The organism is Saccharibacillus sacchari (genome assembly GCF_037722395.1).
Lineage (GTDB): Bacteria > Bacillota > Bacilli > Paenibacillales > Paenibacillaceae > Saccharibacillus > Saccharibacillus sacchari_A.
The window spans coordinates 679,893-706,024 of record NZ_JBBKAR010000033.1; the positions used below are offsets into that span (position 1 = coordinate 679,893).

Consider the following 26,132-nt stretch of genomic DNA (forward strand, 5'->3'; position numbering starts at 1 on the left):
TATGCCGATGATGGAGTATATTGATGCCATTCGCTTGGCGATGAAGGAAGAAATGGAGAACGATTCTTCCGTTTTCGTGCTTGGCGAAGACGTCGGCGTTAAAGGCGGCGTATTCACCACAACCAAAGGATTGCAGGATCAGTTCGGCGAGGATCGGGTGATCGACACGCCGCTGGCCGAATCGGCGATTGCAGGCGTGGCGATTGGAGCGGCTATGGTGGGAATGAAGCCGATCGCGGAAATGCAATACTCGGACTTCATGCTTCCGGCGACGAACCAGATTATCAGCGAAGCGGCCAAAATCCGTTACCGTTCCAACAACGACTGGGATTGCCCGATCGTGGTGCGCGCGCCGATCGGCGGCGGGATCTTCGGCGGCTTGTACCACTCGCAGTGTCCGGAATCGATCTTTTTCGGTACTCCCGGACTGAAGATTATCGCGCCTTACTCGGCTTACGATGCCAAAGGACTGCTTAAAGCCGCGGTACGCGATCCCGATCCGGTACTCTTTTTCGAAAATAAAAAATGCTATAAACTGATCAAAGAAGACGTGCCGGAAGACGATTACATCGTTCCGATCGGCAAAGCCAATCTGTTGCGCGAAGGCGACGATATCACGGTCATCAGTTATAGTCTGCCGCTGCATTTCGCTATGCAGGCAGCCGAAGAGCTGGAGCAGGAAGGCATCACCAGCCATATCCTCGATCTGCGCACGATTCAGCCGCTCGATCGCGAAGCGATCGTCGAAGCCGTTCGTCGCACAGGCAAAGTATTGATTGTGCATGAAGACAACAAAACAGGCGGCGTAGGCGCCGAAGTGGCTGCGATTATCGCCGAAGAATGTCTATATGACCTCGACGCGCCGATTCGACGTCTTTGCGGACCGGATGCTCCGGCTATGCCGATCAACCCGCCGCAGGAAAAGTTCTTCATGTTGAGCAAAGACAAACTGTTGGACGCGATGCGCAAACTGGCGCTGTATTGATCGGAAAAACCGACAAAGGTTCAACGAAGTTTCGGTTTGCAGCCATAAAGGAGTGAACGTAATGAGTATATCGAATTCCACGCAAAAAGAGATTACGATGCCGCAACTGGCCGAATCGCTGGTATCGGCGACGATCGCCAAGTGGTTGAAACGTCCGGGCGATACCGTCGAGATGTACGAACCGATTTGCGAAGTCATCACCGATAAAGTCAACGCCGAGATTCCATCTACGGAAGAAGGCGTCATGGGCGAACTGCTGGCCTCCGAAGGCCAGGAGATCGCGGTAGGCGAGATCATTTGCCGGATCGTGACAGAAGGCGGGGCGGCCGACTCGGCTTCGATGCCATCCGTACCGCAAGGGGGATCGGAGGCAGCTCCTGTTGCAACGTCTGCCGTGCAGACGCCTGCTCCCCGTCCTGCTTCGCCGGGTGCGACGTCTTCCGGTAATGCCGAAAGCGGCATGAGAGCCCGGTATTCGCCGGCTGTCCAAGCGTTGGCGGCACAGCATAACCTGGACCCGGCTGTTATTCCGGGCAGCGGCATGGGAGGACGCGTCACGCGTAAAGACGTGCTTCAGTACCTGGAGCGTGGCGGAGCGACTCAAGCGCCCGCGCCGACGGCTCCCGCCGTGCAATCGACGCCGCAGCCGACTGTAGTTTCGTCGGGCGCGCCGCAGCCTCCGATCTTTGCCGCACCTTCGTCGCCGCAAAACGAGGTTCGCCACTCCGGTCTGCATCTGAGCGAAAATCCGCCTTTGCCGAAAATCGAGATCGAAGACGGCGGACGCGGCAGCAACGAAACGTACATCGATATCACGCCGATCCGCAACACGATCGCGACGCGGATGCGTCAAAGCGTGGCCGAGATTCCGCACGGCTGGATGATGATCGAAGTCGATATGACCAATCTGGTCAAACTGCGCAATACGCATAAAGACGAGTTTAAGCGCAAAGAAGGCGTCAATCTGACGTACCCTGCGTTCGTGATCAAAGCGGTCGTCAACGCGATCAAAGACTACCCGATCATGAACTCCGTATGGGCGGTAGACAAAATCATCGTGAAGCGCGATATCAATATTTCCTTGGCGGTAGGCACGGAGGATTCCGTACTGACTCCCGTGATCAAAAAAGCCGATCAGAAAAACATCGCCGGTCTGGCGATGGAAATCGACGACTTGGCCCGCCGCACGCGCGAGCGTACCTTGAAATTGGACGATATGCAGGGTGGCACGTTCACCGTGAACAATACCGGCTCCTTCGGCTCGATTCTGTCGCAGCCGATCATCAATTATCCGCAGGCCGCGCAATTGACGTTCGAGTCGATCGTAAAGCGTCCGGTCGTGATCAACGACATGGTCGGCGTGCGCTCCATGGCAAACTTCTGCCTGTCTTTGGACCACCGGATTCTGGACGGTTTGATCTGCGGCCGCTTCTTGCAGCGGGTCAAAGAAAACCTGGAAGGCTATTCGGCGGAGACGAAACTCTATTAAGGTTTGAAAGTCCTGTTCGTAAGGGCGCTTGAAGGCGGCTGCGGAAGAAATTCGTTCAGGCCGCTGTCTCACTCGGAAAAGTCGATTGAAATTTTAGCGGAATCTTTCCGAGTTCAAGGGCGTCCTGAACTGAATTTCTCCCTCCGCCTATTCGCTTCGCTTCAAATGGACTTTCTTTGGGGGAGAACAGAGCCCGGACTTAGCTGTCCGGGCTCTGTTTGGTTGCACAAGATATAAGGCAAGAACAAAGACATGCTAAAAAGGAGCTGTGACTTGTATCGTCACAGGCTCCTTTTTCAAGTGAGTATGAATAGTGCTGTAAATAATTTTATACGAAAACTTGAAGCAAACCGAGGAATACCGAACCTACCATTGCGACGATCATTAACCAAATGAAAATTTTAAACCATTTTTTGTTCTGCATGAAGCCTTCAAACCTCTTTTCATGAATGTAAGTGTATAAGCCGTTTAAATAAAAAGTGAAACGCTAAATCGCATACTTTGAAGAAGCTTCTTCAAAGGCATTTTCTCTTTTCCCTACCCCTTACCAAATACGTGCGTAGTAGGCGGAGGGAGGTGTCTGTGTAGGAGTGAAACGATCGCAATTTCCCGTTTTCAACACGCGACCGAAACAGACACCTCCCGCAGCCGCCCCCCACAAACGCACCCCACGCACACCCCTCTTTGGTTTTTCCCCTCTTTTTGAGTAAGATAGAGAAAGAAACGGCATGGCCGCTTTTCTCGGAGGAAAGCGAGCGTTCCGTCATAGCATCTATTTTAACGTATCAGGAAAGCGGAGGGAAGTTTTATGATCGATACACAGCGATTGGTGCACGAATTCCTGGAATTGGTGCAAATCGACAGCGAAACGAAAAACGAGCGGTTAATCGCCGACGTGCTCACAAGCAAATTCAAGCTGCATGGCCTGGAGGTTGTCGAAGACGACTCGGCATCGCGTTCCGGTCACGGAGCGGGGAATCTGATTGCGCTTCTTCCGGCGACGGAAGGCGTGGATGCGCCGAAGCTGTTTTTTACCTGCCATATGGACACGGTACTGCCGGGACGCGGAATCAAGCCGATCGTGCATGAGGACGGTTGGATCACAAGCTCGGGCGATACCATTCTGGGCGCCGACGACAAAGCGGGGGTTGCCGCATTGCTGGAGCTGATCCGCGTGCTGCGTGAACAGGACATTCCGCACGGGCAGATCCAGTTCGTCATTACGGCAGGCGAAGAATCCGGTCTGATGGGCGCGCGTGCGATGGATGCTTCGCTACTGGACGCGGATCTCGGATTTGCGGTCGATTCGAATGGCAAGATCGGCGAGATCGCCGTATCGGCACCCGCCCAGGCCAGAATTTCGATGGAGATTCACGGAAAGTCCGCGCATGCGGGCGTAAATCCGGAAGACGGAATCAGCGCGATCCAAGTTGCCGGCAAAGCGATCTCGCGCATGAAGCTGGGACGGATCGATCCAGATACGACAGCGAATATCGGCAGTTTTTCGGGCGGGGGCGCGACCAACGTAGTGACCGATTTTGCGAAGCTGTATGCCGAAGCGCGCAGCACCGTGCAGGAAAAAGTAGTGGCGCAGATCGCTTCCATGAAGGAATCGCTGGAATCCGCATGTGCCGAATTTGGAGCGAAGTCCGTGTTCGAGAGCGTGATCGTGTATCCTTCGTTCAATCATACGGATGACGCTGAAGTCGTTCAATTGGCAAAAAAGGCAGCGGCACAGTTGGGTCTTAGCGGCCGGACCTTCCAATCGGGCGGCGGCAGCGATGCCAATGTATTTAACGGTTTCGGCGTGCCTACGGTTAATCTATCGGTAGGATACGAAAATATTCATACGACGGAAGAAAAAATCAAGGTCGAAGACCTGAGCAAGCTGGCCGACTTTATCGTCGAGATCGTTCGTCAATCGGTACGCGGCTAAATCCACTAGGAGAGGCGGAGAACGTTATGGAAGCAGGCAAAGAAAAACTGTGGGAAAAAACGGTAGGCAGTCAGCCGATCTTCGACGGAAGAATTATCAAGGTGCAGATCGATACGGTAGAGTTGTCCGACGGGACAACAGCCAGCCGCGAAATCGTCAAGCATCCGGGTGCGGTAGCCGTGCTGCCGATCCGTGAAGGCAAGCTGCTTGTTGTCGAGCAGTTCCGTCAGCCGCTTGGCCGTACAGAGATCGAGATTCCGGCAGGTAAACTAGAGCCGGGCGAAGATCCTCGCGAAGCGGCGGCGCGTGAGCTGGAAGAAGAGACGGGCTACAAAGCGCCGGAGTTGATCCACCTGTCTTCTTTTTATACTTCGCCGGGATTCGCGGATGAAATTATCCATTTTTACGTTGCAGAGGAACTGACGGCCGGAACACTTCAGCCGGATGAAGATGAGTTTTTGGAATTGACTGAAATCACGTTGGACGAGGCCTTTGCTCATATTCGCGGAGGACGGATTAGCGATGCGAAAACGATTATGGCCGTATACGCTTGGCAAATCCGCGAGTTGACGGGAAAATGGCCGCTGTAAACGTGCCGTAAACGTTTGACTTTAAACCCCTGTAACTTCTATAATAGGGAACGTGAGTTTGACTGGAGAACGGCCGGCAAGAACGGGCATGCTCCGAGGGGGAGGAGAAGCTATGGAAGCGCGGATCGATAAAATTAAACAACAACTGCAGTCCAAAGGATACAAATTGACGCCCCAGCGGGAAGCCACCGTTCGCGTTTTGCTGGAAAACGAAGAAGACCATCTGAGCGCGGAAGACGTGTTCATGCTGGTCAAGGAGAAGGCGCCGGAGATCGGCCTGGCAACCGTGTACCGCACGCTGGAACTGCTCAGCGAAATGCACGTGGTGGAGAAACTCAACTTCGGGGACGGCGTTTCGCGTTATGATCTACGGGGCGAATCGAACAAGCACCACCACCATCATCTAATCTGCGTGCAGTGCGGAACGATGGACGAGATTCGTGAAGACTGGCTGTTGCCGCTGGAAGAACGACTGGAGAAAGAATACCGGTTTACCGTTTTGGATCACCGACTTGACTTTCAGGGGATCTGCCATCGTTGCAGAGCGAAAGAAGAAGGCGACAACGCGTAAGCGGCAAATTCCAGGTTGATTTCGTTCGATGCAAGGCGATTATGTATGTTAAAGTCGGCTCCGATGGATCGCAAGTGATCCGTCGGGGCTTTTTTTGATGGTGAAAATTTCAATGGCATTAATAGTATCAAGAGCAGGGCTTTCGATGACATTCCTTGTTTTCGCTTGGTGGCTCAAACGCGGAATTTCATCTTTCGCCGGGCGAATTTCCATATGTTCGCTGTCGCTCCAATACGGAAATTCGTTTTTTTGTAAGATGAGTTCCCTTATTTTCGTTATCACTCAAATACGGAAATTCATCTTTTAAGCAGGAAATTACTTTTCTCCGTGGAATCTTTATGTTCAAAAGGGATTCGGCGGCCCGCCTGGACGGGGGAGCAAGCGGCTTTCCTGAGGAAAGTTTGGAGGAGGTCCATTAGTGAATACGCATCTGGACGCGTTTATCACCTACATGTCGGAGGAAAAAGGACGTTCCGCGAGCACGTTGGAATCGTATCGACGTGACCTGGCGCAATTTATTGCGTTTGCGGAGGGGCGAGGGGTGACGGCTGTGGACGAGGTTCGCAAGTCTCATATCGCTGCTTATCTGAATGAGATGAAGCGTTCTGGCAAGGCGTCGTCCACGGTCATTCGCGCTTCAGTCTCCATTCGTTCCTTTTTCCATTATCTGATCCGGCAATCGCTCGTGGTGCAAGATCCGTCGATGGATCTGGACACACCGAAGCCGGAGAAAAAGTTGCCGGTCGTATTGACCGTATCGGAAGTGGAACGCCTGTTGGAAGCCCCGGATCTATCCGCTGCCCAAGGCGTTCGGGACAAGGCGATGCTGGAAGCGTTATATGCGACAGGCATTCGGGTATCGGAACTGATATCGTTGAATCTGGGGGACATCGATCTGGAGCTTAAGTTTCTGCGCTGCGGTGCGGCTGGCAAAGAACGGATTGTGCCAATTGGCAGGATGACGGCAGAGGCCGTGTCGGCGTATCTTGGCCCGATGCGCGACCAACTGGTCAAGCGAAGCGGAGAAGAAGCCTTATTTTTGAATCAGCTGGGTACGCGGTTGACTCGGCAAGGATTCTGGAAGATTATCAAAAAATATGCTTCCGCTGCGGGAATCGAGACAGACATTACGCCGCATACGCTGCGCCATTCTTTTGCGGCTCATTTGCTTGAAAACGGTGCGGACTTGCGTTCGGTTCAAGAGATGCTCGGGCACTCGGATATTTCGACTACGCAGATCTATACCCATGTGATGAAGCGAAATATGAAGGAAGTCTACGAGCTGCATCATCCGCGCGCATAGCGGGAAGCTGTGCCCGGAGCATGCTCGAAATACAGGAATGGAGCGTGAAAGATTATGACCACACCGCAAATGATCGCAGGCAGCATCCAGGAAGCGGCGAATTATATCCGTTCACAAACAGATCTGAAGCCGGAAATCGGTCTGATTCTCGGCTCGGGTCTGGGGATTCTTGCCAATCTGATCGAAAATGCTGTATCCATTGCTTATGAAGATATTCCGCATTTTCCGACATCGACCGTGGAAGGACACGAAGGTGAGCTGCTGCTGGGTACGGTTCAGGGGCGCCCTGTTGTGATGATGAAAGGCCGTTTTCACATGTATGAAGGCTATGGCCCGCAAGTTACGGCATTTCCGGTGCGCGTGATGAAAGCTCTTGGCGTAAGCGGGCTGTTGGTAACGAATGCAGCGGGCGGTGTCAACACTTCATTCAATCCAGGCGATCTGATGTTATTGTCGGACCATCTCAATCTGACGGCTAAAAGTCCGCTGATCGGCCCCAACGATGATACGCTCGGCGTTCGTTTCCCGGACATGTCCGAAGCATACAGTCGCAGACTGCGCGAAGTGGCGAAAACAGCGGCGGGCAAGCAAGGCTTTACTTTTAAAGAAGGCGTATACGCAGGTCTGCTCGGCCCGTCGTACGAGACGCCGTCCGAGATTCGTATGCTGCGCACGCTGGGTGCCGATGCCGTAGGCATGTCGACCGTGTCCGAGACCATTGTCGCGCGTCATGCAGGCATCGAGGTGCTTGGCATTTCCTGTATCACCAATATGGCTGCCGGCATTCTGGATCAGCCTTTGTCCCATAGCGAAGTGATGGAGACAGCGGAATTGGTAAAAGAAAAGTTCCTCGATCTCGTACTGGAGATCATCCCAAATATGTAAGCAGGTTGGCTATCGAACAAAAATACAAAACAACTGCGCTTTAATCCATTCAGTGCCAGATGTAAGGTCTGTTATACTGGGTACAAATCCCGGAACACATCGGAGGAATTCACATGTATCTGCACGGAACCAGCAAAATCAATGCCGCAGGGCATTTGGAAATCGGAGGTTGCGACGTTGTTGAACTGAAGCAAACGTACGGAACCCCGCTGTATATTATGGATGAAGAACTGATCCGCCGTCGCGCCCGCGAATACCGTCAAGCGTTCGAGGCGTCCGGTTTGACTTTCCAGGTTGCTTACGCGAGCAAAGCCTTTAGTACGCTAGCAATGTGCCGCATCGCCGACGAAGAAGGATTGTCGCTCGACGTTGTATCCGACGGCGAACTGTACACCGCGCTGCAAGCCGGTTTCCCGGCGGAGCGTATCCATTTCCACGGCAACAACAAGACGCCGGACGAGATCGAAATGGCGCTGGATGCCAATATCGGTTGCTTCGTGGCGGATAACTTCACGGAATTGCAAATGCTTCAGGCGATCGCGGCAGGCCGCGGCGTGAAGGTGAGCATTTTGCTGCGCGTAACGCCGGGCGTCGAAGCGCACACGCACGAATACATTTCCACAGGCCAGACGGACTCGAAATTCGGTTTCGATATCCAAAACGGAACGGCGATCGAAGCGGTAAAAGCTGCTGCATCGCTGCCTAACCTGGAACTGCTGGGTCTGCACTCGCATATCGGTTCGCAAATTTTCGAGACGGACGGTTTCGAGATGGCGGTTGAGCGCGTAGCGGGTTTTGCGCGTGGAGTTAAAGAGCAATTGGGTGTTGAATTCAAAGTCGTGAACCTGGGCGGCGGTTTCGGTATCCGTTATACGGAAGGCGATACGCCTCTGGAAGTGGCAGCATACGTTAAAGCGATCACGGATGCGGTGAAGAAGCATTTTGCCGGAATCAGCGCACAGCTGCCGCAGATCTGGGTAGAGCCGGGCCGCAGCATCGTAGGCGATGCAGGTACGACGCTATATACCGTAGGCACGAGCAAAGATATCCCGGGCGTACGCAAATACGTCGCGGTAGACGGCGGCATGACCGACAATCCGCGTCCGGCTCTGTACGAATCGAAATACGAAGCGTTGTTGGCCAACCGTGCCGGTGACGCGAACGAAGAGACGGTCTCTATTGCCGGCAAATGCTGCGAGAGCGGCGACATGCTGATCTGGGATCTGGAGCTGCCGACGCCGAACGCCGGCGATCTGTTGGCTGTAGCCTGCACAGGCGCTTACAACTATGCGATGGCGAGCAATTACAACCGTATTCGCCGTCCGGCCGTCGTATTCGTCAAAGACGGTTCCAGCGATCTGATCGTGCGTCGTGAGAGTCTGGACAATATCACGGGCAATGACGTGATTCCGGCTCGTTTGGAAAAACAAGGCGTCGAAGCGAAATAAATCGTAGCTAACCGGAAAAGGCGGCGGAAGCCGTCTTTTTTGATTTGCTTTTGACAAGCCCTTCATTTCTTTTCCGTACACTTTGCTTTGTGCGCACGTTTCGGGTAAACTGGTTAAGGTCGCCGAAGCGTTCGGTTTGAACAGCTTTCGGCCAAATCGCGTAGCATACGAACTTTAAGGAGATGAATTTGATGAAAAAAGGATATATCGAGCTTCAAAACGGCGGCAACGTCGAAATCGAATTTTACCCGGAAGAAGCACCGAACACAGTCGCGAACTTCGAGAAACTGGCAAACTCCGGTTTCTATAACGGACTGTCTTTCCACCGCGTAATCCCGGGCTTCGTCGCTCAAGGCGGATGTCCGAACGGCACCGGCACAGGCGGCCCGGGCTGGCAGATCGACTGCGAAACTTCGACGAACACAACGAAGCACGCCAAAGGCGTTCTGTCGATGGCTCACGCGGGCAAAAACACAGGCGGCAGCCAATTCTTCATCTGCTACGGCCCGCAACCGCACCTGGACGGCGTCCACACGGTGTTCGGTAAAGTCATCAGCGGCATGGAACTGATCGACGGCGTCAAACAAGGCGACAAGATGAAAGAAGTTAAGGTTGTAACGGAGTAATTCTAACCGAATAGAAAAGCTATCGGAATTAAATTTCCGGTAGCTTTTTTGTTTTTAATAAGAGTTTATACCAAAATATGTAGTATAGTTAGTTAGGTTATTACTCATTTAAAAAGAGATCAGGGGTTGAAACGATGAGAAAGATAGCTAAAATTTTATGTTTGATTGTATTCTGTTCGTTAACGGTAAACATTTTTGCGAAATCCGCCGACGCAGCCGGAGACCCGTTGAACAATGCGTACTATTTGCAGGAAATCGGAGTTTTTATAGACAATAATATTGTGATTTCTGCACAAAAGACTTATTTTGCCGAAAACAATAAGGTATATGTACCGATCAAAACGATAAGTCGCTTGAAAGGAGTGACTTTAGAGGGCGGAAAAAATTTGAAAGTCAAATCTTCCAAAGGTACATTTACGATCGACAAATCTAATTCGATCGCTTACAAAAACACTACGTATGTCACGATTGAAAAGTTTACGTCCGTAACGGGCTATTCCGGAAGATACGAGCCGCAGTTGAGTTCCGTGTTTTTTTGGAAAGATTACGAGTCTTATCAGAATACGATCAAAAAAATAAATAATGCAAAACAAGTATATAACGAAGTACGATGGTACATGGGTGCAAAAGTATACGTTTACGAACAAGGACAATCAGGTTGGGTGACTGATGTTTCGTCATGGGGAACTGAAGTGACCGAGTTTACGATACAAATGGTTGACGGGAAAGTGATCGAAAAAATCGTTTACGGACATGATCCTGATACTTTTTGTACGTATGCCGAATATGAATCGATTAAAGGAGCTTTTAAAAACAAAATAGTATGGGCAGATAAACATGCATTGCCATATTCTAATCCGCTTTACCATACTGAAAAAATCAAAATACTAAATCTGGATGTCGATAAAGGTGATGCAGTTATCCAAGCTAGAAGAGCCGGTGGATCTGTCGTATCTTTTCGAGTTCCTTTAGGAGGTTTCCCCGGAGGAGTCATCGCGACTCATTTTTACGTGACCGATCCTAAGCAGATGTATCCGGCATGGAAATCGAAAGCCTGGGAGCTAATAGCCGGACAAAAAATCACAAAAGGAATGACAAAGGATATGGTGTTGATGGCTTGGGGAAATCCTGATGATACCAGCAGTTACAGTGGAGTTTACATCTCGACAGATACTTGGATTTACGGCGATACGTATTTGAATTTCACCAACGGAATTTTGGACTCTTGGATGGATTTATAAAGAAGAAGTCAAGCATACCTGCTAAACTTAAGGGTATGCTTTTTTATGGAACGCCAAAGTTAACCGTTTTCGCAACAGATGGTGTATAGTTAAATGAACTAAGTTTGCACATCCGATACCATCCGAAAAAGGAGCTTTATCCCATGATGCATCGCATTTTTCAAATCGGCTACGCCATCTTCTTCGTGATCGCGCTTCTTATGCTGCTTGTTCTTCCCTGGCCGAACGGCACCGCCATGTATCCGTTCATGATCCTCGTCATCTGCGCCTGGGGATTTTGGTATTCCGGGAAAAAGCATAAATTCAGCTCGGCACCGCCTGCTCCGACGCCCAACGTCAAGCGAAATCCACACAACAAAGGCGGATCGGCAGCACCGAAGTCGAACCAAAACCGGAAAAAGAAGCGTTGATTCCGGATTTCGATCAATAATTTGCGTAAACAAAAAGAAGCTGTCTCCAAAGCTAACATTAAAGCTTGGGACAGTCTCTTTTTTTATCCAAATCACTCCAACCTTGTACGCTCTTCATCAGTCCAATCAGCCGGAGTCATCACTTCGATCCGAACCGCTTGCGTTTGCGCAGGAAAAGACATATCGACCGCGTTTATTTCTTTCCCAAAATATCGGATAATATCTCCTTTGGACACGGATAAATAATCATCTTTCGGAATACGGACCCAGATCGCATTTTCGTTATTTTCGGCCAATATATTATCGATAGCGCCATTCAAAATATCCTGTTTCTCCGCACTACGAACCAACAGAACACGCCCATCCTGCTTATCGATAATCACGCCAGAATTTCGTATGCCTTCAGACAAGTTCTGCTCTGCCGTAATCCTTGTCTCCGCTTCCTCCGCACAACCGCTAACGACGCCTACCAACAAAACCCACTTAAAAAAAAGCTTTCATGTCGTCACTCCCTTAAAAAAATTAAATATTTTAAAATAGGATACTTGTGTGACCTCAGATTGTCGAGAAATCTAAACGTAGCTGGAAGCGAGAAGACGGAGAGGGAAATTCAGTGAAAGACGCCTTTGAACTTGGAAAACTTCAACTCAAAATTTCAATCAACTTTTCCCAGTGAGACAGCGAATTGAACGAATTTCTCTCGCAGTCTTCTCGCTTCCCCGCCGAAGTAACTTTCTCGACACCATACAGAGGATTAAGCATTCGATCCACGTTTGTTCCTCTCCCCGTCATTGCAATTCTTTTTTAACCATGCTACCATCATAACGAATACCGTACTTCGGTAACTCACCGGGTACTTACAACAAAACACTCTTTCGGGGCGGGGCGAAATTCCCCACCGGCGGTGACGATCTTTCCATTTTCGAAAAAAGATCGAAGTCCGTGACCCGAACGGTTTCTTACATAGAAGCCGCTCGGCTGACCTGGTGCGATTCCGGGACCGACAGTTAAAGTCTGGATGGGAGAAAGAGAAAACGAACCGTCGTATTTGCCATAGGTATGTCTGTAAATATGCCAATATCTATTGGTTTTTTCAGGCACATGTATAGGGAAGTGGCGTCGCGTCCAGAATAAATAATAGCGGGTTTGCTATAGACATTTGTCTAAAGCTATTCGTATGTTTTTTCACATAGATGCGTAAACGGTCTTTCCGACACTGAGGCAGAAGCAAACGCCAGAACTCCATATCGGAGCTTTCTGTTTGGTTTGCCGTCCGAATTTTCGGCAAATACGTCAACTTTCGCTTTTCAATCCCAGGCCCCGCCTTTGGACGTTTGTCCAAATCGCGGGGCCTTTTTATGCCAATTAAGAGTTGACAAAGTTACTGAAGCGGTATGGAGCCCCAATCGGATACACAAACAAAAAGAAGAGGAGGAGCGCTATGTTTACCGGACTGGTCGAGGAAGTAGGCAATCTCAGGCGCGCGGACCGACGGGGAGAAGCGATGGTACTGACCTTGGGCGCGAAAAAGGTGCTGGAAAACGTCGCGATCGGTGACAGTATCTCGGTGAACGGAGTATGCCTGACCGTAACGGGTTACGAACGCGATTCGTTCACCGTCGACGTGATGCCGCAGACGTATCGCAGCAGCAATCTGAGTACGCTGGGCAGCGGAAGTCCGGTCAATCTGGAACGGGCATTGGCTGCAAACGGACGCTTCGGCGGACATATCGTGCAAGGCCATGTCGACGGTACGGCGCAAATCGTCTCGATCGAGCGGGATCAGAATGCCGTCGTGTTCACGTTCAAAGCGGATGACCCGCATATGATGCGCTATGTGATCGGCAAAGGTTCGATCGCGATCGACGGGATCAGCTTGACCGTAACCCATGCGGAAAACGGACATTTCGGCGTATCGATCATTCCGCATACATTGGGCGAGACGGCTTTGGCGCAAAAAAAAGCCGGAAGCTCGGTTAACGTCGAATGCGATATTTTAGGCAAGTATGTCGAGCATCTGCTCGGCTTCGGAAAAGCGGATCAGACGCCAGCCAAAACCTTCTCGGCGATCGACGAAAGTTTTTTATCCCGTCACGGTTTTGCTTAAGAAAAACGAAGGAGGAATCACGATGGATGAACGATTTGCTTTCGACGCCATCGATGACGCGCTAACCGACCTGAAGGCCGGTAAAATCGTGTTGGTCGTCGACGATGAAGATCGGGAGAACGAAGGGGACTTTATCGCTTTGGCCGACCGGGCGACGCCTGAGGTCATCAATTTCATGATTACGGAAGGACGCGGTCTGGTCTGCTTGCCGATCACGCGCGAACGGGCGGCGAAGCTGGAACTTGAGCCGATGACGGCGCGTAATACGGACTTCCACGGGACGGCGTTCACGGTGTCGGTCGATCATATCCAAACGACGACCGGCATCTCGGCTCATGAACGGGCCATAACGGCTCAAGCAATCACGAACCTGGAAGCGACAGCGGAAGATTTTCGTCGTCCCGGCCATATGTTCCCGCTGATCGCCAAAGACGGCGGCGTGCTGCGTCGGGCTGGGCATACCGAAGCGGCGGTCGATCTGGCACGGCTTAGCGGAGCGGAGCCGGCGGGCGTCATCTGCGAGGTGATCAAGGAAGACGGCTCGATGGCACGCTTGCCCGATCTGGTCGAACTTGCGAAGAAGTGGGACATGAAGCTGATCAGCATCAAAGACTTGATCCATTACCGCAGCGAAAAAGAACAGTTAATCCGGCGGGAAGTCGAAGTTCGGCTGCCGACGGATTTCGGTGAATTCCGCGCCGTCGCGTACAGCAACAAGATCGACGACAAAGAGCATATCGCGCTGGTCAAAGGAGAGATCGACCCGAATCAACCCGTACTGGTTCGCGTACACTCCGAATGCCTGACAGGCGACGTGTTCCACTCCCATCGCTGCGATTGCGGCCCGCAATTCGACGCGGCCATGCGGCAGATCGAGGCGGAAGGCAGCGGCGTACTGCTGTATATGCGTCAGGAAGGCCGGGGAATCGGGCTGATCAACAAGCTCAAAGCGTATAAGCTTCAGGAAGAAGGACTCGATACCGTGGATGCGAATCTGGCGCTCGGATTTGCCGCGGATTTGCGGGAGTACGGTATCGGCGCACAGATCTTAAGCGACCTCGGCGTGCGCAAAATTCGTTTGCTGACCAACAATCCGCGCAAGATCAAAGGCTTGCAAGGACATGGTTTGGAGATGACCGAACGCGTGCCGATCCAGATGCCGGAGAACGTCGACAACCGCGGTTATTTGCACGCGAAGCAATCCAAACTCGGGCATCTGATGGATTTCGGTGAAAGCCAATCGGTTGTCGGAGCATCGGCAGGAGAATTGGAACCGTTGGAGCAGAACGAAGCGTCGCTTGCGGCGGATCGTGAAATCAAGTCAAGAAATTTGTAAAACGAAGGCTACAAACCAGTCAATCTGGTATACAATAGACAAAGGATGGTTGATGACAAATGGCAAATGTATTCGAAGGACACTTGGTATCGCAGGGATATAAGTTCGGGATCGTTGTAGGACGGTTTAACGAGTTCATCACATCGAAGCTTCTGACCGGCGCATTGGACGCGCTCAAGCGTCACGGCGCAGAAGACGGCGACGTGGACGTAGCCTGGGTTCCGGGCGCGTTTGAGATTCCGCTGATCGCGCAAAAGATGGCGGAAAGCGGCAAGTACGATGCCGTCATTACGCTGGGCACTGTGATTCGCGGTTCTACGACCCATTACGATTATGTCTGCAACGAAGTGGCGAAGGGCGTGTCCGCGATCAATTTGAAAACGGGCGTTCCGACGATCTTCGGCCTCGTCACCACCGAAAATATCGAACAGGCGATCGAGCGTGCGGGAACCAAGGCCGGCAACAAAGGCTGGGATTCGGCACTTGCCGCGCTTGAAATGGCCAGCCTGAGCCGTCAATTCAAAGGCTGACCGTTCGCGATACAGGCGGAGGGGAAACGGCTTGACTGTACTTTACAAACTGGAAACGTTCGAAGGTCCGCTCGACCTGCTATTGCACTTGATCGACAAGGCGGAGATCGATATTCAGCAGATCTCCATCAACGAGATTACGGGGCAATATATGGAGTACCTGCACAGTATGCAGGAGCTTGAGCTGGAAGTGACGAGCGAATTCCTCGTGATGGCGGCGACGCTGCTCTCCATCAAGAGCAAACTGCTGCTGCCCAAACCTCCGGTCATGGATATGGACGAATACGATTTCTACGAAGAGGAAGAACCCGATCCGCGGGAAGACCTGATCCGCAGGTTGACCGAATATCGGAAGTATAAAAGCATTGCCGGTTTGCTGCATGAAAAAGAGCATGAACGCGGTCGCATTTATATCCGTGAACCGGACGATCTGGCACCTTTCCTGCCGGAAGAAGCTTTGAATCCGCTGGAAGGGCTGCATGTGGACGATCTGGTGTCGGCGCTTCAGCGCGCGCTTGCGCGGGCGGACCGCAAACCGGTCGTGACCCGGATCCGCCGCGACGAGATATCGGTCAAAGACCGGATGCGGGAGCTGGGAGAAGCGCTTCGCAGCGCGGGACCGGGCGGACGAATATTATTTTCTAGCGTGTTGAACGAGCGGATGTACAGACAGGAGATCGTCGTGACGTTCCTCGCCGTACTCGAACTGATGAAGATGAAGCAGGTAAGCTGCTATCAGGATCGGCTGTTCGACGACATCGTAATGGAGTGGAGAGGGGAAACGGCGTCAAATGGATTTGCAGACGTTGAAGTCAATTATTGAAGGACTCCTGTTTTTGGCGGGGGACGAAGGATTGAACGTACGGCAGATTGCCGAAATTACGGAAAGCAAGCCAAGCGAAGCGCAAAAAGCGGTCGAAAGCTTGCAACGCGATCTACGCAAGTCGCAGCGCGGCGTGCGGGTCACCAAGTTGGCGGGAGCCTACCATTTGACCACGCTGCCCGAGCATTCGGAGTACTTTGAACGGTTGGCGTACTCGCCGTCGCGGGCGACCTTGTCGCAGGCGGCGCTGGAGACACTGGCTATCGTCGCTTATCGCCAACCGATTACGCGGATCGAGATTGAAGAGATTCGCGGCGTGAAATCCGAGCGCGCGATTCATACGTTGACCAATAAGAACTTGATCGTGGAGACCGGCCGTGCCGATGCGATCGGCAGACCGATCTTGTATGGAACGACCAAGCCGTTTCTCGATCATTTCGGTTTGGGCGGGCTGGAAGAGCTTCCGGATGCGTCAGCTTTTGAAGCGATGGTCATCTCGGAAGAGGAAGAACGATTGTTGTTCGGAAGCGTAGATTCTTCTGCGTCAGCTGACGGCGAAGAACATTCGTCGGAAGAAGGCGAGCTTGAAGAGGCTTTAGAAAAGGCTTTAGATGAAGGATCTCATAAAGAAGAGCAATGATCGATATGTACGGATTCAAAAGAACCGAAGGATGTCGCTGAGGCCTTTCCCCGCGCAGGGGGAGGGCCTCAGTGCGTTAAAAGCTTCAATGAGGTCGCTTGCCGCAACAAATTTTATATTTTCACATGCAGCAAACATGGCGAATCCGTGAAAACCGGGAGCAGTTACGCTTGTGATTTTACGTAGGTATGGGTATGATGGAAGGTGAGGTGACTGGATGACTATGGAACGATTACAGAAAATTTTGGCCCAGGCAGGTGTGGCTTCGAGACGGAAATGCGAGGAGCTCATTTTGGCGGGCAAGGTCGAGGTTAACGGCGAAGTCGTGACGACGCTCGGAACCAAAGCCGATCCGGATGCCGACGAGATTACGGTCAGCGGCCGGGCAATCAAGGCCCAACAAAAGCTATATCTGATGCTCAACAAGCCGAAGGGCGTGATTACGAGCGCAACGGACCCCGAAGGCCGCAAGGTCGTAACCGATTACATCAAAGGAATCAAAGAACGCGTGTACCCGGTTGGCCGGTTGGACTATGATTCGGAAGGACTTTTGCTGCTTACCAACGATGGCGAATTGGCGCAGTTGCTTACGCACCCGAGCCATCACGTGCCGAAGACCTATCTGGCAACTGTAGAAGGTATTCCGCATGGAGATTCCCTGGAAAAGCTGAGAAAAGGTATCCAGCTCGAAGACGGGATGACGGCTCCGGCGGATCTCGACTATTATGACGTGGATCAAGTGAAAAAGCAGGCGACGATCCGGATCACCATTTACGAAGGCAAGAACCGTCAGGTTCGCCGGATGTTCGATGCGATCTCGCACCCGGTTAAGCGTTTGAAGCGGATCGCGATGGGCAATCTGTATTTGCAGAACCTGAAGCGCGGCTTACACCGACCGCTGACTAAAAGCGAGATTAACGAGCTTCGACAGCTTCTGGACAAAAAGAACGATGGAGACAAGCTCTAACGCTTCGTTTTAAATAGAACGGATCTTGATCGGGTGTGCCGTAGCGGGACAGATCCGCCATCCCCGGCATGCCGTAGACGAAAGGATTGTTGCAGCGTGGCTGATCAAAAAGAGCGTATTCTCGTGGTGGACGACGAAGAGAGAATCCGGCGTCTGCTCCGTATGTATTTAGAAAAAGAAGGTTATGAAATCGATGAGGCCGAAGACGGAGAGACCGCTTTGCAAAAAGCGACCGAGGGTGATTATACGCTCGTGATTCTCGACGTGATGCTGCCGGGCATTGACGGAGTAGAAGTCTGTGCGCGTCTGCGCCAGGTCAAATCGACTCCCGTGTTGATGCTGACGGCCAAAGGCGAAGAAGTGAACCGCGTTCAAGGCTTTGAAGTCGGTGCCGACGATTATGTCGTGAAGCCGTTCAGTCCGCGGGAAGTCATCTACCGGGTGAAAGCGATCCTGCGCCGTTCTTCGGCAACCGCCTATCTCACCAAGGAAAGCGGGACTAGCAACAATATCGTATTCCCGCATCTGACTATCGAGCATGACGCGCACCGTGTTCTTGCCGGAGGCCATGAAGTGAGTCTGACACCGAAGGAATATGAGCTGCTGCACTATCTGGCCGTTTCTCCGGATAAAGTATTTTCCCGCGAGGAATTGCTGAAGGATGTGTGGAATTACGAATTCTTCGGCGATCTGCGTACCGTCGATACGCATGTCAAACGTCTGCGCGAGAAGCTGAACAAAGTGTCTCCGGACTCGGCGTCCATGATTACCACGGTATGGGGCGTTGGCTATAAACTTGAGGTTCCAAAGTAAGATGGCAGGGTGGAGAGAAGGAGTAGGCACGCTGTGGCGAACACTGGTCGGTAAGCTCTGGCTGACGATTATCGCGCTCGTCGCTTGCGTGCTGCTGACTCTTGGCTTTTTCCTGATTCCGTACGTCGATATCACTTTCGCCAACTCGGCGGCCGTCAAGCGCATGCTGATCTACGTGGGAATCGTTGGATTCTCCATGACGACCGTGTTTGCGCTTTTTTTGCTGAAAAAAATTACGCAGCCGATGCGCCAATTGATCGACGCCGCAGACTCTATACGCAGAGGGGATTACGGAACACGGGTCCATCTGGAAGCTCATGACGAGATCGGTGAGTTGGCCAGCACCTTTAACCTGATGGCAGCCAGATTGGAAGAAAATATCCGCGACCTCAATATTGAAAAGGAACAATTGGCAGGCGTGCTGCGCAGCATGAGCGATGCCATGATTACGTTCAACCGTGAAGGTGAGGTACAGTTGACCAATCCGGGCGGCCAGCGTCTGCTTGAAGATTGGAAAGCAATCAGTTGGGAAGCCGAATCGGAAGCGGGCAACGTTTCTTCTTCACGTATTCCCGAGCCGCTGTATCCGCTATTCGATCAGGTCAGAACGACGCTGGAAGACCGAAGCGCCAACGTGCTGGTCAGACAAAGCGTATGGGCGGTCAATATGGCGCCATTGTTCCTCGATAACGAGGTACGGGGAGCCGTAGCGGTGCTGCGCGATGTGACCGAAGCCGTGAGTATGGAAAAGATGCGCAAAGATTTCGTCGCCAATGTCTCGCATGAAATCCGTACGCCGTTGTCCATGATGCAAGGATACAGCGAAGCTTTGCTCGACGGATTTGCGAATTCGCCGGAAGAGCAAGGAGAACTGCTGCACGTTATTCATGACGAGTCGCTACGCATGGGACGTCTGGTTAAAGATCTGCTGGATCTGGCGCGAATGGAAGCAGGGCATACCGATATTTCCAGGGAGCGCGTGGATATCGGCGAGTTGGTGGAACGAGTCTATCGCAAATTCGCCGTGCGTGCCAAAGAAGACGAGCTGGATTTCGGTTTGGAACGGGCCGAGGAAGAATTAGTGCTGGAACAGGCGGACGAGGACCGTCTGGAACAAGTGGTCACCAATCTGCTGGACAATGCTTTTCGCCATACGCCGTCCGGACGCAAAGTCACGATCGCGGTCAAGCCTACCCTTGAAGAAGGCGAGGCTTTGACGATCTATGTGTCCGACGAAGGTCACGGGATTCCGGCGGAAGACGTGCCTTATATCTTCGAACGTTTCTACAAAGCCGACAAGGCAAGAACGAGAGCGGTCTCGAGCGGAACGGGTCTGGGTCTTGCGATTGTCAAAAATATCGTGGATGCGCACGGTGGACGTATTCAGGTGGAAAGCGTTGTAGGAGAGGGAACCAAGTTCCGCGTGATCCTTCCCAAAAACGGTCGAAGCCTATAAAAAAGGCCATGAGATTCAAATCGAACGAACAGGCTTAACAATGAACATGCTGGAGCGATTCCGGCATGTTTTCTTTATCACGGAAAGGATGGGCAGGATGAACGGTACTTATATATTGGCTTTGGATCAGGGAACGACCAGTTCCCGGGCGATCCTTTTCGATCAAGAAGCGCGTCCGGTGGCGATCGGGCAGCGGTCGTTCGCGCAGAGTTTCCCGAAACCCGGTGAAGTCGAGCATGATCCGGATGAAATTTGGGAAAGCCAGCTTGAAGCGGCTAGGGAAGCCCTTTCGACTTCAGGATTGGCACCCGAACAGATTGCGGCGATCGGGATTACCAATCAGCGGGAAACGACTCTGATATGGGATCGGAAAACAGGACGGCCGATCGGCCCGGCTATTGTATGGCAGGACCGTCGAACCGCCGCGATCTGTGAAGAGTTGAAAAAAAGAGGCCTGGAACCTTATATCAGCGAAACGACCGGACTGGTGGTCGATGCGTATTTTTCAGCGACCAAAATTGCCTGGATGCTGGAGCATATTCCCGGTGCGCGGCAGCGGGCGGAAGCCGGAGACTTGTTGGCGGGAACCGTCGATACCTGGTTGATCTGGAAGCTGACCGGCGGACGTTCTCACGTGACCGATGTGACCAACGCCTCCCGTACGATGCTGTTCGATATCGGACAATTGGTTTGGGATGAAAAATTGCTGGCGGAGCTGAATATTCCCGCTTCCATGCTTCCGACCGTGTTGATGTCCGGAGCCGATTTCGGGAAAACGCTCCCCGAATGGTTCGGCGGCGTAGAGATTCCGATTGCTTCCGTGCTTGGCGACCAGCAGGCGGCTTTGTTCGGCCATGCGTGCGTAGAAGCGGGTCATGCCAAAAACACATACGGAACAGGTTGCTTTATTTTGCTCAATACGGGCAGCGAGCGGGTAAGCTCCACGCACGGCCTGCTGTCCACCATTGCCTGGGGCTGGCGCGACGAATTGCATTATGCGCTGGAAGGCAGTGTGTTCGTCGCAGGAGCCGCGGTCGAATGGTTGAAAGACGGTCTGAATTTGATCGAAAATCCCCGTGAATCCGAGCAATTGGCGGCAAGCGTCGAAGACTCCGGCGGTGTGGTGATCGTGCCGGCCTTTACCGGGCTTGGCGCGCCTTACTGGGATATGTATGCGCGGGGCGCGATATTCGGGTTAACGCGCGGGACGCAGCCCGGTCATATCGCCCGTGCTACATTGGAGTCTCTTGCTTTGCAAACGCGGGATGTGATGAATGCGATGGAAAAAGATTCCGGCATTCCGCTGCGCGAACTGCGCGTAGACGGCGGAGCGGTACGCAATAACATTCTGATGCAATTTCAGGCGGATATTCTGGGGCTGGAAGTGGTGCGTACCGAACAAACCGAGACGACAGCGCTCGGCGCGGCCATGTTGGCGGGCTTGCAATGCGGACTCTGGGAACGGGACCAATTTCGTTCGTTCAATCCGGCAGCGGCGCACTTCCAACCTGAAATGGATGCGGAGCAGCGGGAGAAGCGCTATCGCCGTTGGCAAAACGCGGTTGAGCGGACTCGCGGCTGGGAAGAGCCCGAGGCTTGAGTGCGGCCGGAGCGGTCTTGCTTTAAAGCGGAAGATTAGACGGAAAACGATGAGATGCAAAAAGCTGTACGTGCCACAGGGCCACGTACAGCTTTTTTATGAGGTGAATGATTGAATCGTGGTTACAGGGTAATTTCCTGAGCCGAGTTGATCGCTTCAAGGCTTACCAGTTCGGTCAGTACGTTTTTCGGTACTTCTTTGTCTACGCTCAGCAGCATAACCGCTTCGCCGCCCACGACTTTCCGTCCGACTTGCATCGTCGCGATGTTGACTTCGTTGCGGCCGAGCAGCGTACCCATGCTGCCGATGATGCCCGGTTGGTCATTGTGGGAGATCAGCAACAGATGGCTATCCGGTGCCGAGTCGATCGGGAATTCGTTAACTTGGACGATCCGTTCGCCGTATCCGTACAACAGTGTACCGGATACCGAACGCTGTTGGTCATCTTGCTCGACGAGCGTCACGGTAATCAGGTTGGTGAAGCCTTTCGTCGTAGACGAGCTGTTCACCTGAACATTCAAATCGCGAATTTTAGCCAAGTGGAGCGAGTTGACGATATTGACTTCGCCGCCGAGATGACGGGAAAGCACGCCTTTGATAATATAACGGGTCAACGGCTGAACATCGACTTCCGACAAATCGCCGGCATATTCGATCCGAATCGATTTCACGGCTGCTGTCGTCAGTTGGGAAGCGAAGCTACCGAGCTTTTCGCCGATCGAGAAGTACGGTTGCAACTTGTTCATGACGCTGCTTGCCACAGGCGGCATGTTAACGGCGTTCTTGAACGGCTCGTCGCGCAGGATATGCAGAACTTGCTCGGATACGTCAATCGCAACGTTCTCTTGAGCTTCAACGGTCGAAGCGCCCAAGTGAGGAGTGACGATGATTTTTGGATTGTTCAGGAACGGGTGATCCGGAGCCGGTGGTTCTTGCTCGAACACGTCGAATGCGGCGCCAGCTACAATGCCTTGATCAATCGCTTCGACAAGCGCAACTTCGTCTACGACGCCGCCGCGGGCACAGTTAACGATGCGCATGCCTTTTTTCATCACTGCGAATTGAGCCGTCGAAATCATATGTTTAGTTTCCGGCGTTAAAGGGGTATGAACGGTAATGAAGTCCGCGTTTTTGACAATATCATCAACGCTGGACAGCTTAACGCCTTGTTTCTCTGCGCGTTCTTCCGTCAAGAACGGATCGTAGCCGAGAATGTCCATGCCGAAGGCTTTGGCGCGTTTAGCGACTTCGCTGCCGATCCGTCCCATTCCGAGCACACCCAGCTTTTTGTTGCGCAGTTCAACGCCGAGGAATTTGCGATCCCACTCACCGCCGACGGTTTTGGCATAAGCTTGAGGAATATGGCGAGCCAATGCCATCATCATGGCAAAAGCATGTTCGCAGGTCGTAATTGTGTTGCCGTCCGGAGCGTTGATGACAATAATCCCGCGTCCGGTTGCGGCCGGAAGGTCGATGTTGTCGACGCCTACACCTGCACGGCCGACAACTTTAAGCCGTGTGCCGGCAGTCATGATCGCTTCGGTTACTTTGGTTTGGCTGCGCACGAGAAGCGCGTCATACTCGCCGATGATTTCGATTAATTCGGACTCGGAAAGGCCCGTCTTTTTGTCCACTTGCACATCTGCTGCTTCCACCAGTTGCTGAATTCCCAAATCGCTGATCGGATCGGATACCAATACTTTAAACATCGTCATTTTTCCTCCCTTATTCGGAACGCTGTACGTTGCAAGTCAAGCCAATATGTTCAAGGAACCGGTCCGCGCCTGCGGAACGTCCGAAAAACCGAATGTCATATCGATTACAATATTGCGATAACGGAAAGACGCGTTGCTGTGGCAGAGGACAGGGCTGAGCAAAACAGGCGGCTCGCAAAATGCTTCCACATAAAAAGACTCCCGTCCTCATACCGCTGGTACGGTAAAGGGACGAGAGTCTCGCGGTGCCACCCTAATTCGCCGAACCTTTGCAGGCTGCGGCCTTAGCGGGTCGGAAATCCGACCCTTCACGGTAACGGCGTGACACCGGCTGCGCCTACGCCGCAAAATGCGGAATCGGACAGACGCTCGGGAGCGCTCAGGAACGGATCGCCATACCGGTTCGCACCAACCACCGGCTCTCTGAAATGTACGGGTCCGTTCGTTCTCCTTCAAAGCGTTTCGCTCAGGTTAATTTTTTCATACTTTAACACAAGGTTACATGGAGTGTCAACGGGTAAAACAAATTCGGGTTTTACGAATGATCAAACCGGAAAGTTCGATTTATACCGATGAATGAAGAGTTAATTCCGATCATTAACGATATGTTAGAGGAATGCGTACGTATTTTCGGGTATCTGGAATACGTGTCAGAAAGCCTTTTGCATAGGGGGAGAAAAGGGCTATATCATCGGGCAGAACTTGATTACCTCTTTTCTTTTCGTTATCATTTGATTAGAAATCCGCTTTCTAAATTGTAGGTACTAAGGAACGAAACCATGACGAATAAAAGGAAGAACAGAAGCAGGCGGGCTCAAGTACAGCTTACAGACCGGTTATTGCTCATCAATCTGTACTTAACCCAAGGGTTGACTCTGTTGATCGGTACGGTTTGGATATTTTTACAGGGTAGAAATCCTTTGGCGTTGCTGGCTTTGCCGGAAAGTCTCACCTTCCTCTATTGGGGACTGGGATTGGCTGTCGTCATGTTTTTGATTGACTTTTTGATGACGATCTGGGGCCGCGAAGAAGATTTGGACGATGGCGGAATCAATGCCATGTTATTTCGCAGCCGCCCAATATGGCATATTTTTGCGATTGCGGCGATTGTATCGATTTGCGAAGAGTTATTGTTTAGGGGAGCGCTTCAGTATCATCTGGGGCCTTATTGGACAAGTATTGTTTTTGCGGTCATCCATATCCGTTACTTGCGGCATTGGTTGCCGACGGCATGGGTGTTTGCCAGCAGTTATGGACTGGGTTGGATTTACTTGCAGTCCGGTACGCTGTGGGCGCCGATTATTTGTCATTTTTTGATTGATTTTATTTCGGGCATCATGATCAAACGGAGGGAACAGAAGGAACAATGAGCGAACGTTTAAGCCGCATGGATCGGCATCCGAGCACAAGGAAGAAGCGCCGCAAGCGCCCATCGTTCAAGCAGGAGTGGCAGGATAACCAGAGGAAACTGTCGGATACGACCGTATTGAGGCTGTCGGTTCCCGAGAACCGCAAAGCTCCCGTATCGCCCGGGCCAGTCCCGCAGACGCCTTCTGTACGGCCGCTTGTGGCTCCTCGCGCTACAGAACGTCCGATGTTAAGTGAAGCGGCCGTAGCGGAAGGCATGAACGAAGTGGGGGCGGAGGAAGAGCTTCCGCCGCGCAGCGTGTTATATCCATCGGGTCGGATACGACTGACCAAATGGTTTTACGAAACGCTGATCCTGCTGTTTCTAATACTGCTCGGGACGCTGCTCTGGTGGGGGACCCAGGCGACAGGAGTGAAGTGGCCATGGCAATAAAGTTTGGTTGGAAACAAGCTCTGGCAGCAGCGGCAGGGGCCGCTGCTGGCTTGGGCGTACATATGGTAAAGGAGGCTATGGCTTTCCGCGTCGTGCATGAAGATGTACATATTCCGGGGTTGCCAGCAGCCTTTGATGGCTATCGTGTGTATTTTATCGCGGACATTCATCGCCGGGCTTTGCCCGAGGCGGAGATTGCTGCATTGAAAGGCAAAGCGGACATGGTCTGGATTGCCGGGGATTTAACGGATCGCGGTGTTCCGGAAGAGCGAACGCGCGCCAATATGAAAATGCTGCGCGATCTTGGACCGGCATATGCGGTTTATGGCAATCATGATTATGAAGCCTATATGCCGAATATGGAAAAGCTGGATCGGTTGCTTGAAGACTGCGGAGTCAAGCCGCTCGGCAGCAAAAACGTGCCGCTGCATCGCGGAGGAAGCACGATCTGGCTCGCGGGAATCGACGATCTGGGTCCCGCGGGCATGTGGCGCGGAGATCCGCGTATCCGCCGCGAGGATTGCGTACTTGTGCTGATGCACGATCCCAAGTGGGTGGTGGCGCTGCGTCGTATCTCGGCCAATTACGCTTTTGCGGGTCATACCCATGGCGGACAAATCAGTCTGCCGGTGCTTGGCCCCGCGGCATCCAAGCCGTTTTACAAAACCTATCTCGACGGCACACATTTTATCGACTCCGAAGACGGCGGCATGACGGGACTGCGTATCACGCGAGGAATCGGCACCAGCCATTTCCCGCTGCGACTTGGTTCGCCTGCCGAGACGCATCTGATTACGCTGCGAAGCTCGCCGCCGTTACAGAAGTAAACAGACTGTGAACAAAGCACGTAAAAAGCCGTC

27 protein-coding genes, 1 riboswitch and 1 other annotated feature are annotated in these 26,132 nt (G+C 52.4%); of the genes, 23 read left to right on the forward strand and 4 right to left on the reverse strand.

Annotated elements, in window-relative coordinates:
* The first annotated feature begins 1 nt into the window (after nt 1).
* Together WKI47_RS11840 and WKI47_RS11845 are read left to right on the forward strand one after the other, a co-directional pair.
* Nucleotides 2-985: an alpha-ketoacid dehydrogenase subunit beta gene (locus WKI47_RS11840; protein ID WP_340227326.1), complete on the forward strand. Its 984-nt coding sequence runs from the start codon at nt 2-4 to the stop codon at nt 983-985.
* Between the two features lie 67 nt (nt 986-1,052).
* Nucleotides 1,053-2,474, forward strand: a complete 1,422-nt coding sequence (locus tag WKI47_RS11845) for a dihydrolipoamide acetyltransferase family protein (protein ID WP_340227520.1) — start codon at nt 1,053-1,055, stop codon at nt 2,472-2,474.
* Between the two features lie 328 nt (nt 2,475-2,802).
* Here the strand turns inward: WKI47_RS11845 and prli42 are convergent, their stop codons facing one another.
* Nucleotides 2,803-2,898: a stressosome-associated protein Prli42 gene (prli42, locus tag WKI47_RS11850; protein WP_084778204.1), complete on the reverse strand. Its 96-nt coding sequence runs from the start codon at nt 2,896-2,898 to the stop codon at nt 2,803-2,805.
* Between the two features lie 384 nt (nt 2,899-3,282).
* Here prli42 and WKI47_RS11855 point away from each other — a divergent pair, with 384 nt between their 5' ends.
* From WKI47_RS11855 to WKI47_RS11865, 3 genes are all read left to right on the forward strand, one after another.
* Nucleotides 3,283-4,410, forward strand: coding sequence for a M20/M25/M40 family metallo-hydrolase (locus WKI47_RS11855; RefSeq protein WP_340227327.1), 1,128 nt, complete (start codon nt 3,283-3,285; stop codon nt 4,408-4,410).
* 26 nt (nt 4,411-4,436) lie between these two features.
* On the forward strand, nt 4,437-5,000 hold the full coding sequence (locus WKI47_RS11860; RefSeq protein ID WP_340227328.1) for an NUDIX hydrolase: 564 nt from the start codon (nt 4,437-4,439) through the stop codon (nt 4,998-5,000).
* A gap of 112 nt (nt 5,001-5,112) precedes the next feature.
* The gene (locus tag WKI47_RS11865; RefSeq protein ID WP_340227329.1) at nt 5,113-5,571 is read left to right on the forward strand and encodes a Fur family transcriptional regulator; all 459 of its coding nucleotides are present in this window, start codon (nt 5,113-5,115) and stop codon (nt 5,569-5,571) included.
* Between the two features lie 48 nt (nt 5,572-5,619).
* Here WKI47_RS11865 and WKI47_RS11870 read toward each other — a convergent pair whose 3' ends face one another.
* A complete protein-coding gene (locus tag WKI47_RS11870; protein WP_340227330.1) occupies nt 5,620-5,784 on the reverse strand; it encodes a hypothetical protein in 165 nt (54 codons plus the stop codon).
* Between the two features lie 205 nt (nt 5,785-5,989).
* Between WKI47_RS11870 and xerD the strand changes: the two genes are divergently transcribed.
* From xerD to WKI47_RS11900, 6 genes are all read left to right on the forward strand, one after another.
* Entirely contained in the window at nt 5,990-6,874 is an 885-nt protein-coding gene (xerD, locus tag WKI47_RS11875) for a site-specific tyrosine recombinase XerD (RefSeq protein ID WP_340227331.1), read from the forward strand.
* Between the two features lie 54 nt (nt 6,875-6,928).
* A complete protein-coding gene (locus tag WKI47_RS11880) occupies nt 6,929-7,759 on the forward strand; it encodes a purine-nucleoside phosphorylase (RefSeq protein WP_340227332.1) in 831 nt (276 codons plus the stop codon).
* Nucleotides 7,760-7,872: 113 nt separating this feature from the next.
* Nucleotides 7,873-9,207 (forward strand): diaminopimelate decarboxylase, encoded by a 1,335-nt coding sequence (gene lysA, locus WKI47_RS11885; protein WP_340227333.1) that lies wholly within the window; start codon nt 7,873-7,875, stop codon nt 9,205-9,207.
* 191 nt (nt 9,208-9,398) lie between these two features.
* Complete coding sequence (locus WKI47_RS11890) at nt 9,399-9,833, forward strand: peptidylprolyl isomerase (protein ID WP_340227334.1); 435 nt, start codon at nt 9,399-9,401, stop codon at nt 9,831-9,833.
* A gap of 134 nt (nt 9,834-9,967) precedes the next feature.
* A complete protein-coding gene (locus tag WKI47_RS11895) occupies nt 9,968-11,074 on the forward strand; it encodes a hypothetical protein (RefSeq protein WP_340227335.1) in 1,107 nt (368 codons plus the stop codon).
* A 143-nt stretch (nt 11,075-11,217) separates the two neighbouring features.
* Nucleotides 11,218-11,484 carry a hypothetical protein gene (locus WKI47_RS11900; RefSeq protein ID WP_340227336.1) on the forward strand — a complete coding sequence of 89 codons (267 nt, stop codon included), beginning with the start codon at nt 11,218-11,220 and terminating at the stop codon, nt 11,482-11,484.
* A 92-nt stretch (nt 11,485-11,576) separates the two neighbouring features.
* On the opposite strand, the gene WKI47_RS11905 is transcribed toward WKI47_RS11900, so the two are convergent.
* Nucleotides 11,577-11,867: a DUF3221 domain-containing protein gene (locus tag WKI47_RS11905; protein WP_340227337.1), complete on the reverse strand. Its 291-nt coding sequence runs from the start codon at nt 11,865-11,867 to the stop codon at nt 11,577-11,579.
* A 484-nt stretch (nt 11,868-12,351) separates the two neighbouring features.
* Nucleotides 12,352-12,518: riboswitch (FMN riboswitch) on the forward strand.
* Nucleotides 12,519-12,925: 407 nt separating this feature from the next.
* Here WKI47_RS11905 and ribE point away from each other — a divergent pair.
* The 9 genes from ribE to glpK all read left to right on the forward strand — a co-directional run bounded on the left by ribE (nt 12,926) and on the right by glpK (nt 21,756).
* On the forward strand, nt 12,926-13,591 hold the full coding sequence (gene ribE, locus WKI47_RS11910; protein WP_340227338.1) for a riboflavin synthase: 666 nt from the start codon (nt 12,926-12,928) through the stop codon (nt 13,589-13,591).
* A 22-nt stretch (nt 13,592-13,613) separates the two neighbouring features.
* The gene (locus tag WKI47_RS11915; RefSeq protein ID WP_340227339.1) at nt 13,614-14,927 is read left to right on the forward strand and encodes a bifunctional 3,4-dihydroxy-2-butanone-4-phosphate synthase/GTP cyclohydrolase II; all 1,314 of its coding nucleotides are present in this window, start codon (nt 13,614-13,616) and stop codon (nt 14,925-14,927) included.
* A 59-nt stretch (nt 14,928-14,986) separates the two neighbouring features.
* Complete coding sequence (gene ribH / locus WKI47_RS11920) at nt 14,987-15,457, forward strand: 6,7-dimethyl-8-ribityllumazine synthase (protein WP_340227340.1); 471 nt, start codon at nt 14,987-14,989, stop codon at nt 15,455-15,457.
* 31 nt (nt 15,458-15,488) lie between these two features.
* Nucleotides 15,489-16,280 carry a segregation and condensation protein A gene (locus WKI47_RS11925; protein ID WP_340227341.1) on the forward strand — a complete coding sequence of 264 codons (792 nt, stop codon included), beginning with the start codon at nt 15,489-15,491 and terminating at the stop codon, nt 16,278-16,280.
* Nucleotides 16,249-16,920, forward strand: a complete 672-nt coding sequence (gene scpB, locus WKI47_RS11930) for an SMC-Scp complex subunit ScpB (protein ID WP_340227342.1) — start codon at nt 16,249-16,251, stop codon at nt 16,918-16,920. The genes WKI47_RS11925 and scpB overlap by 32 nt, the downstream gene beginning before the upstream one ends.
* Before the next feature lie 223 nt (nt 16,921-17,143).
* Entirely contained in the window at nt 17,144-17,887 is a 744-nt protein-coding gene (locus WKI47_RS11935; protein ID WP_340227521.1) for a pseudouridine synthase, read from the forward strand.
* Nucleotides 17,888-17,983: 96 nt separating this feature from the next.
* Nucleotides 17,984-18,700 carry a response regulator transcription factor gene (locus WKI47_RS11940; protein ID WP_037289300.1) on the forward strand — a complete coding sequence of 239 codons (717 nt, stop codon included), beginning with the start codon at nt 17,984-17,986 and terminating at the stop codon, nt 18,698-18,700.
* A 1-nt stretch (nt 18,701) separates the two neighbouring features.
* The gene (locus WKI47_RS11945) at nt 18,702-20,156 is read left to right on the forward strand and encodes a HAMP domain-containing sensor histidine kinase (protein WP_340227343.1); all 1,455 of its coding nucleotides are present in this window, start codon (nt 18,702-18,704) and stop codon (nt 20,154-20,156) included.
* Between the two features lie 97 nt (nt 20,157-20,253).
* Nucleotides 20,254-21,756, forward strand: coding sequence for a glycerol kinase GlpK (gene glpK, locus WKI47_RS11950; RefSeq protein ID WP_340227344.1), 1,503 nt, complete (start codon nt 20,254-20,256; stop codon nt 21,754-21,756).
* A 122-nt stretch (nt 21,757-21,878) separates the two neighbouring features.
* Here glpK and serA read toward each other — a convergent pair whose 3' ends face one another.
* Nucleotides 21,879-23,465: a phosphoglycerate dehydrogenase gene (gene serA, locus WKI47_RS11955; RefSeq protein WP_340227345.1), complete on the reverse strand. Its 1,587-nt coding sequence runs from the start codon at nt 23,463-23,465 to the stop codon at nt 21,879-21,881.
* Between the two features lie 230 nt (nt 23,466-23,695).
* Nucleotides 23,696-23,936, reverse strand: a binding site (T-box leader).
* Between the two features lie 314 nt (nt 23,937-24,250).
* Here serA and WKI47_RS11960 point away from each other — a divergent pair.
* The 3 genes from WKI47_RS11960 to WKI47_RS11970 are packed head-to-tail and all read left to right on the forward strand — an operon-like array spanning nt 24,251 to nt 26,099.
* Entirely contained in the window at nt 24,251-24,841 is a 591-nt protein-coding gene (locus WKI47_RS11960) for a type II CAAX endopeptidase family protein (protein WP_340227346.1), read from the forward strand.
* Nucleotides 24,838-25,272, forward strand: a complete 435-nt coding sequence (locus tag WKI47_RS11965) for a hypothetical protein (protein WP_340227347.1) — start codon at nt 24,838-24,840, stop codon at nt 25,270-25,272. Before WKI47_RS11960 ends, WKI47_RS11965 begins: the two co-directional genes overlap by 4 nt.
* Nucleotides 25,263-26,099 carry a metallophosphoesterase gene (locus WKI47_RS11970; RefSeq protein WP_340227348.1) on the forward strand — a complete coding sequence of 279 codons (837 nt, stop codon included), beginning with the start codon at nt 25,263-25,265 and terminating at the stop codon, nt 26,097-26,099. The genes WKI47_RS11965 and WKI47_RS11970 overlap by 10 nt, the downstream gene beginning before the upstream one ends.
* Nucleotides 26,100-26,132: the final 33 nt, after the last annotated feature.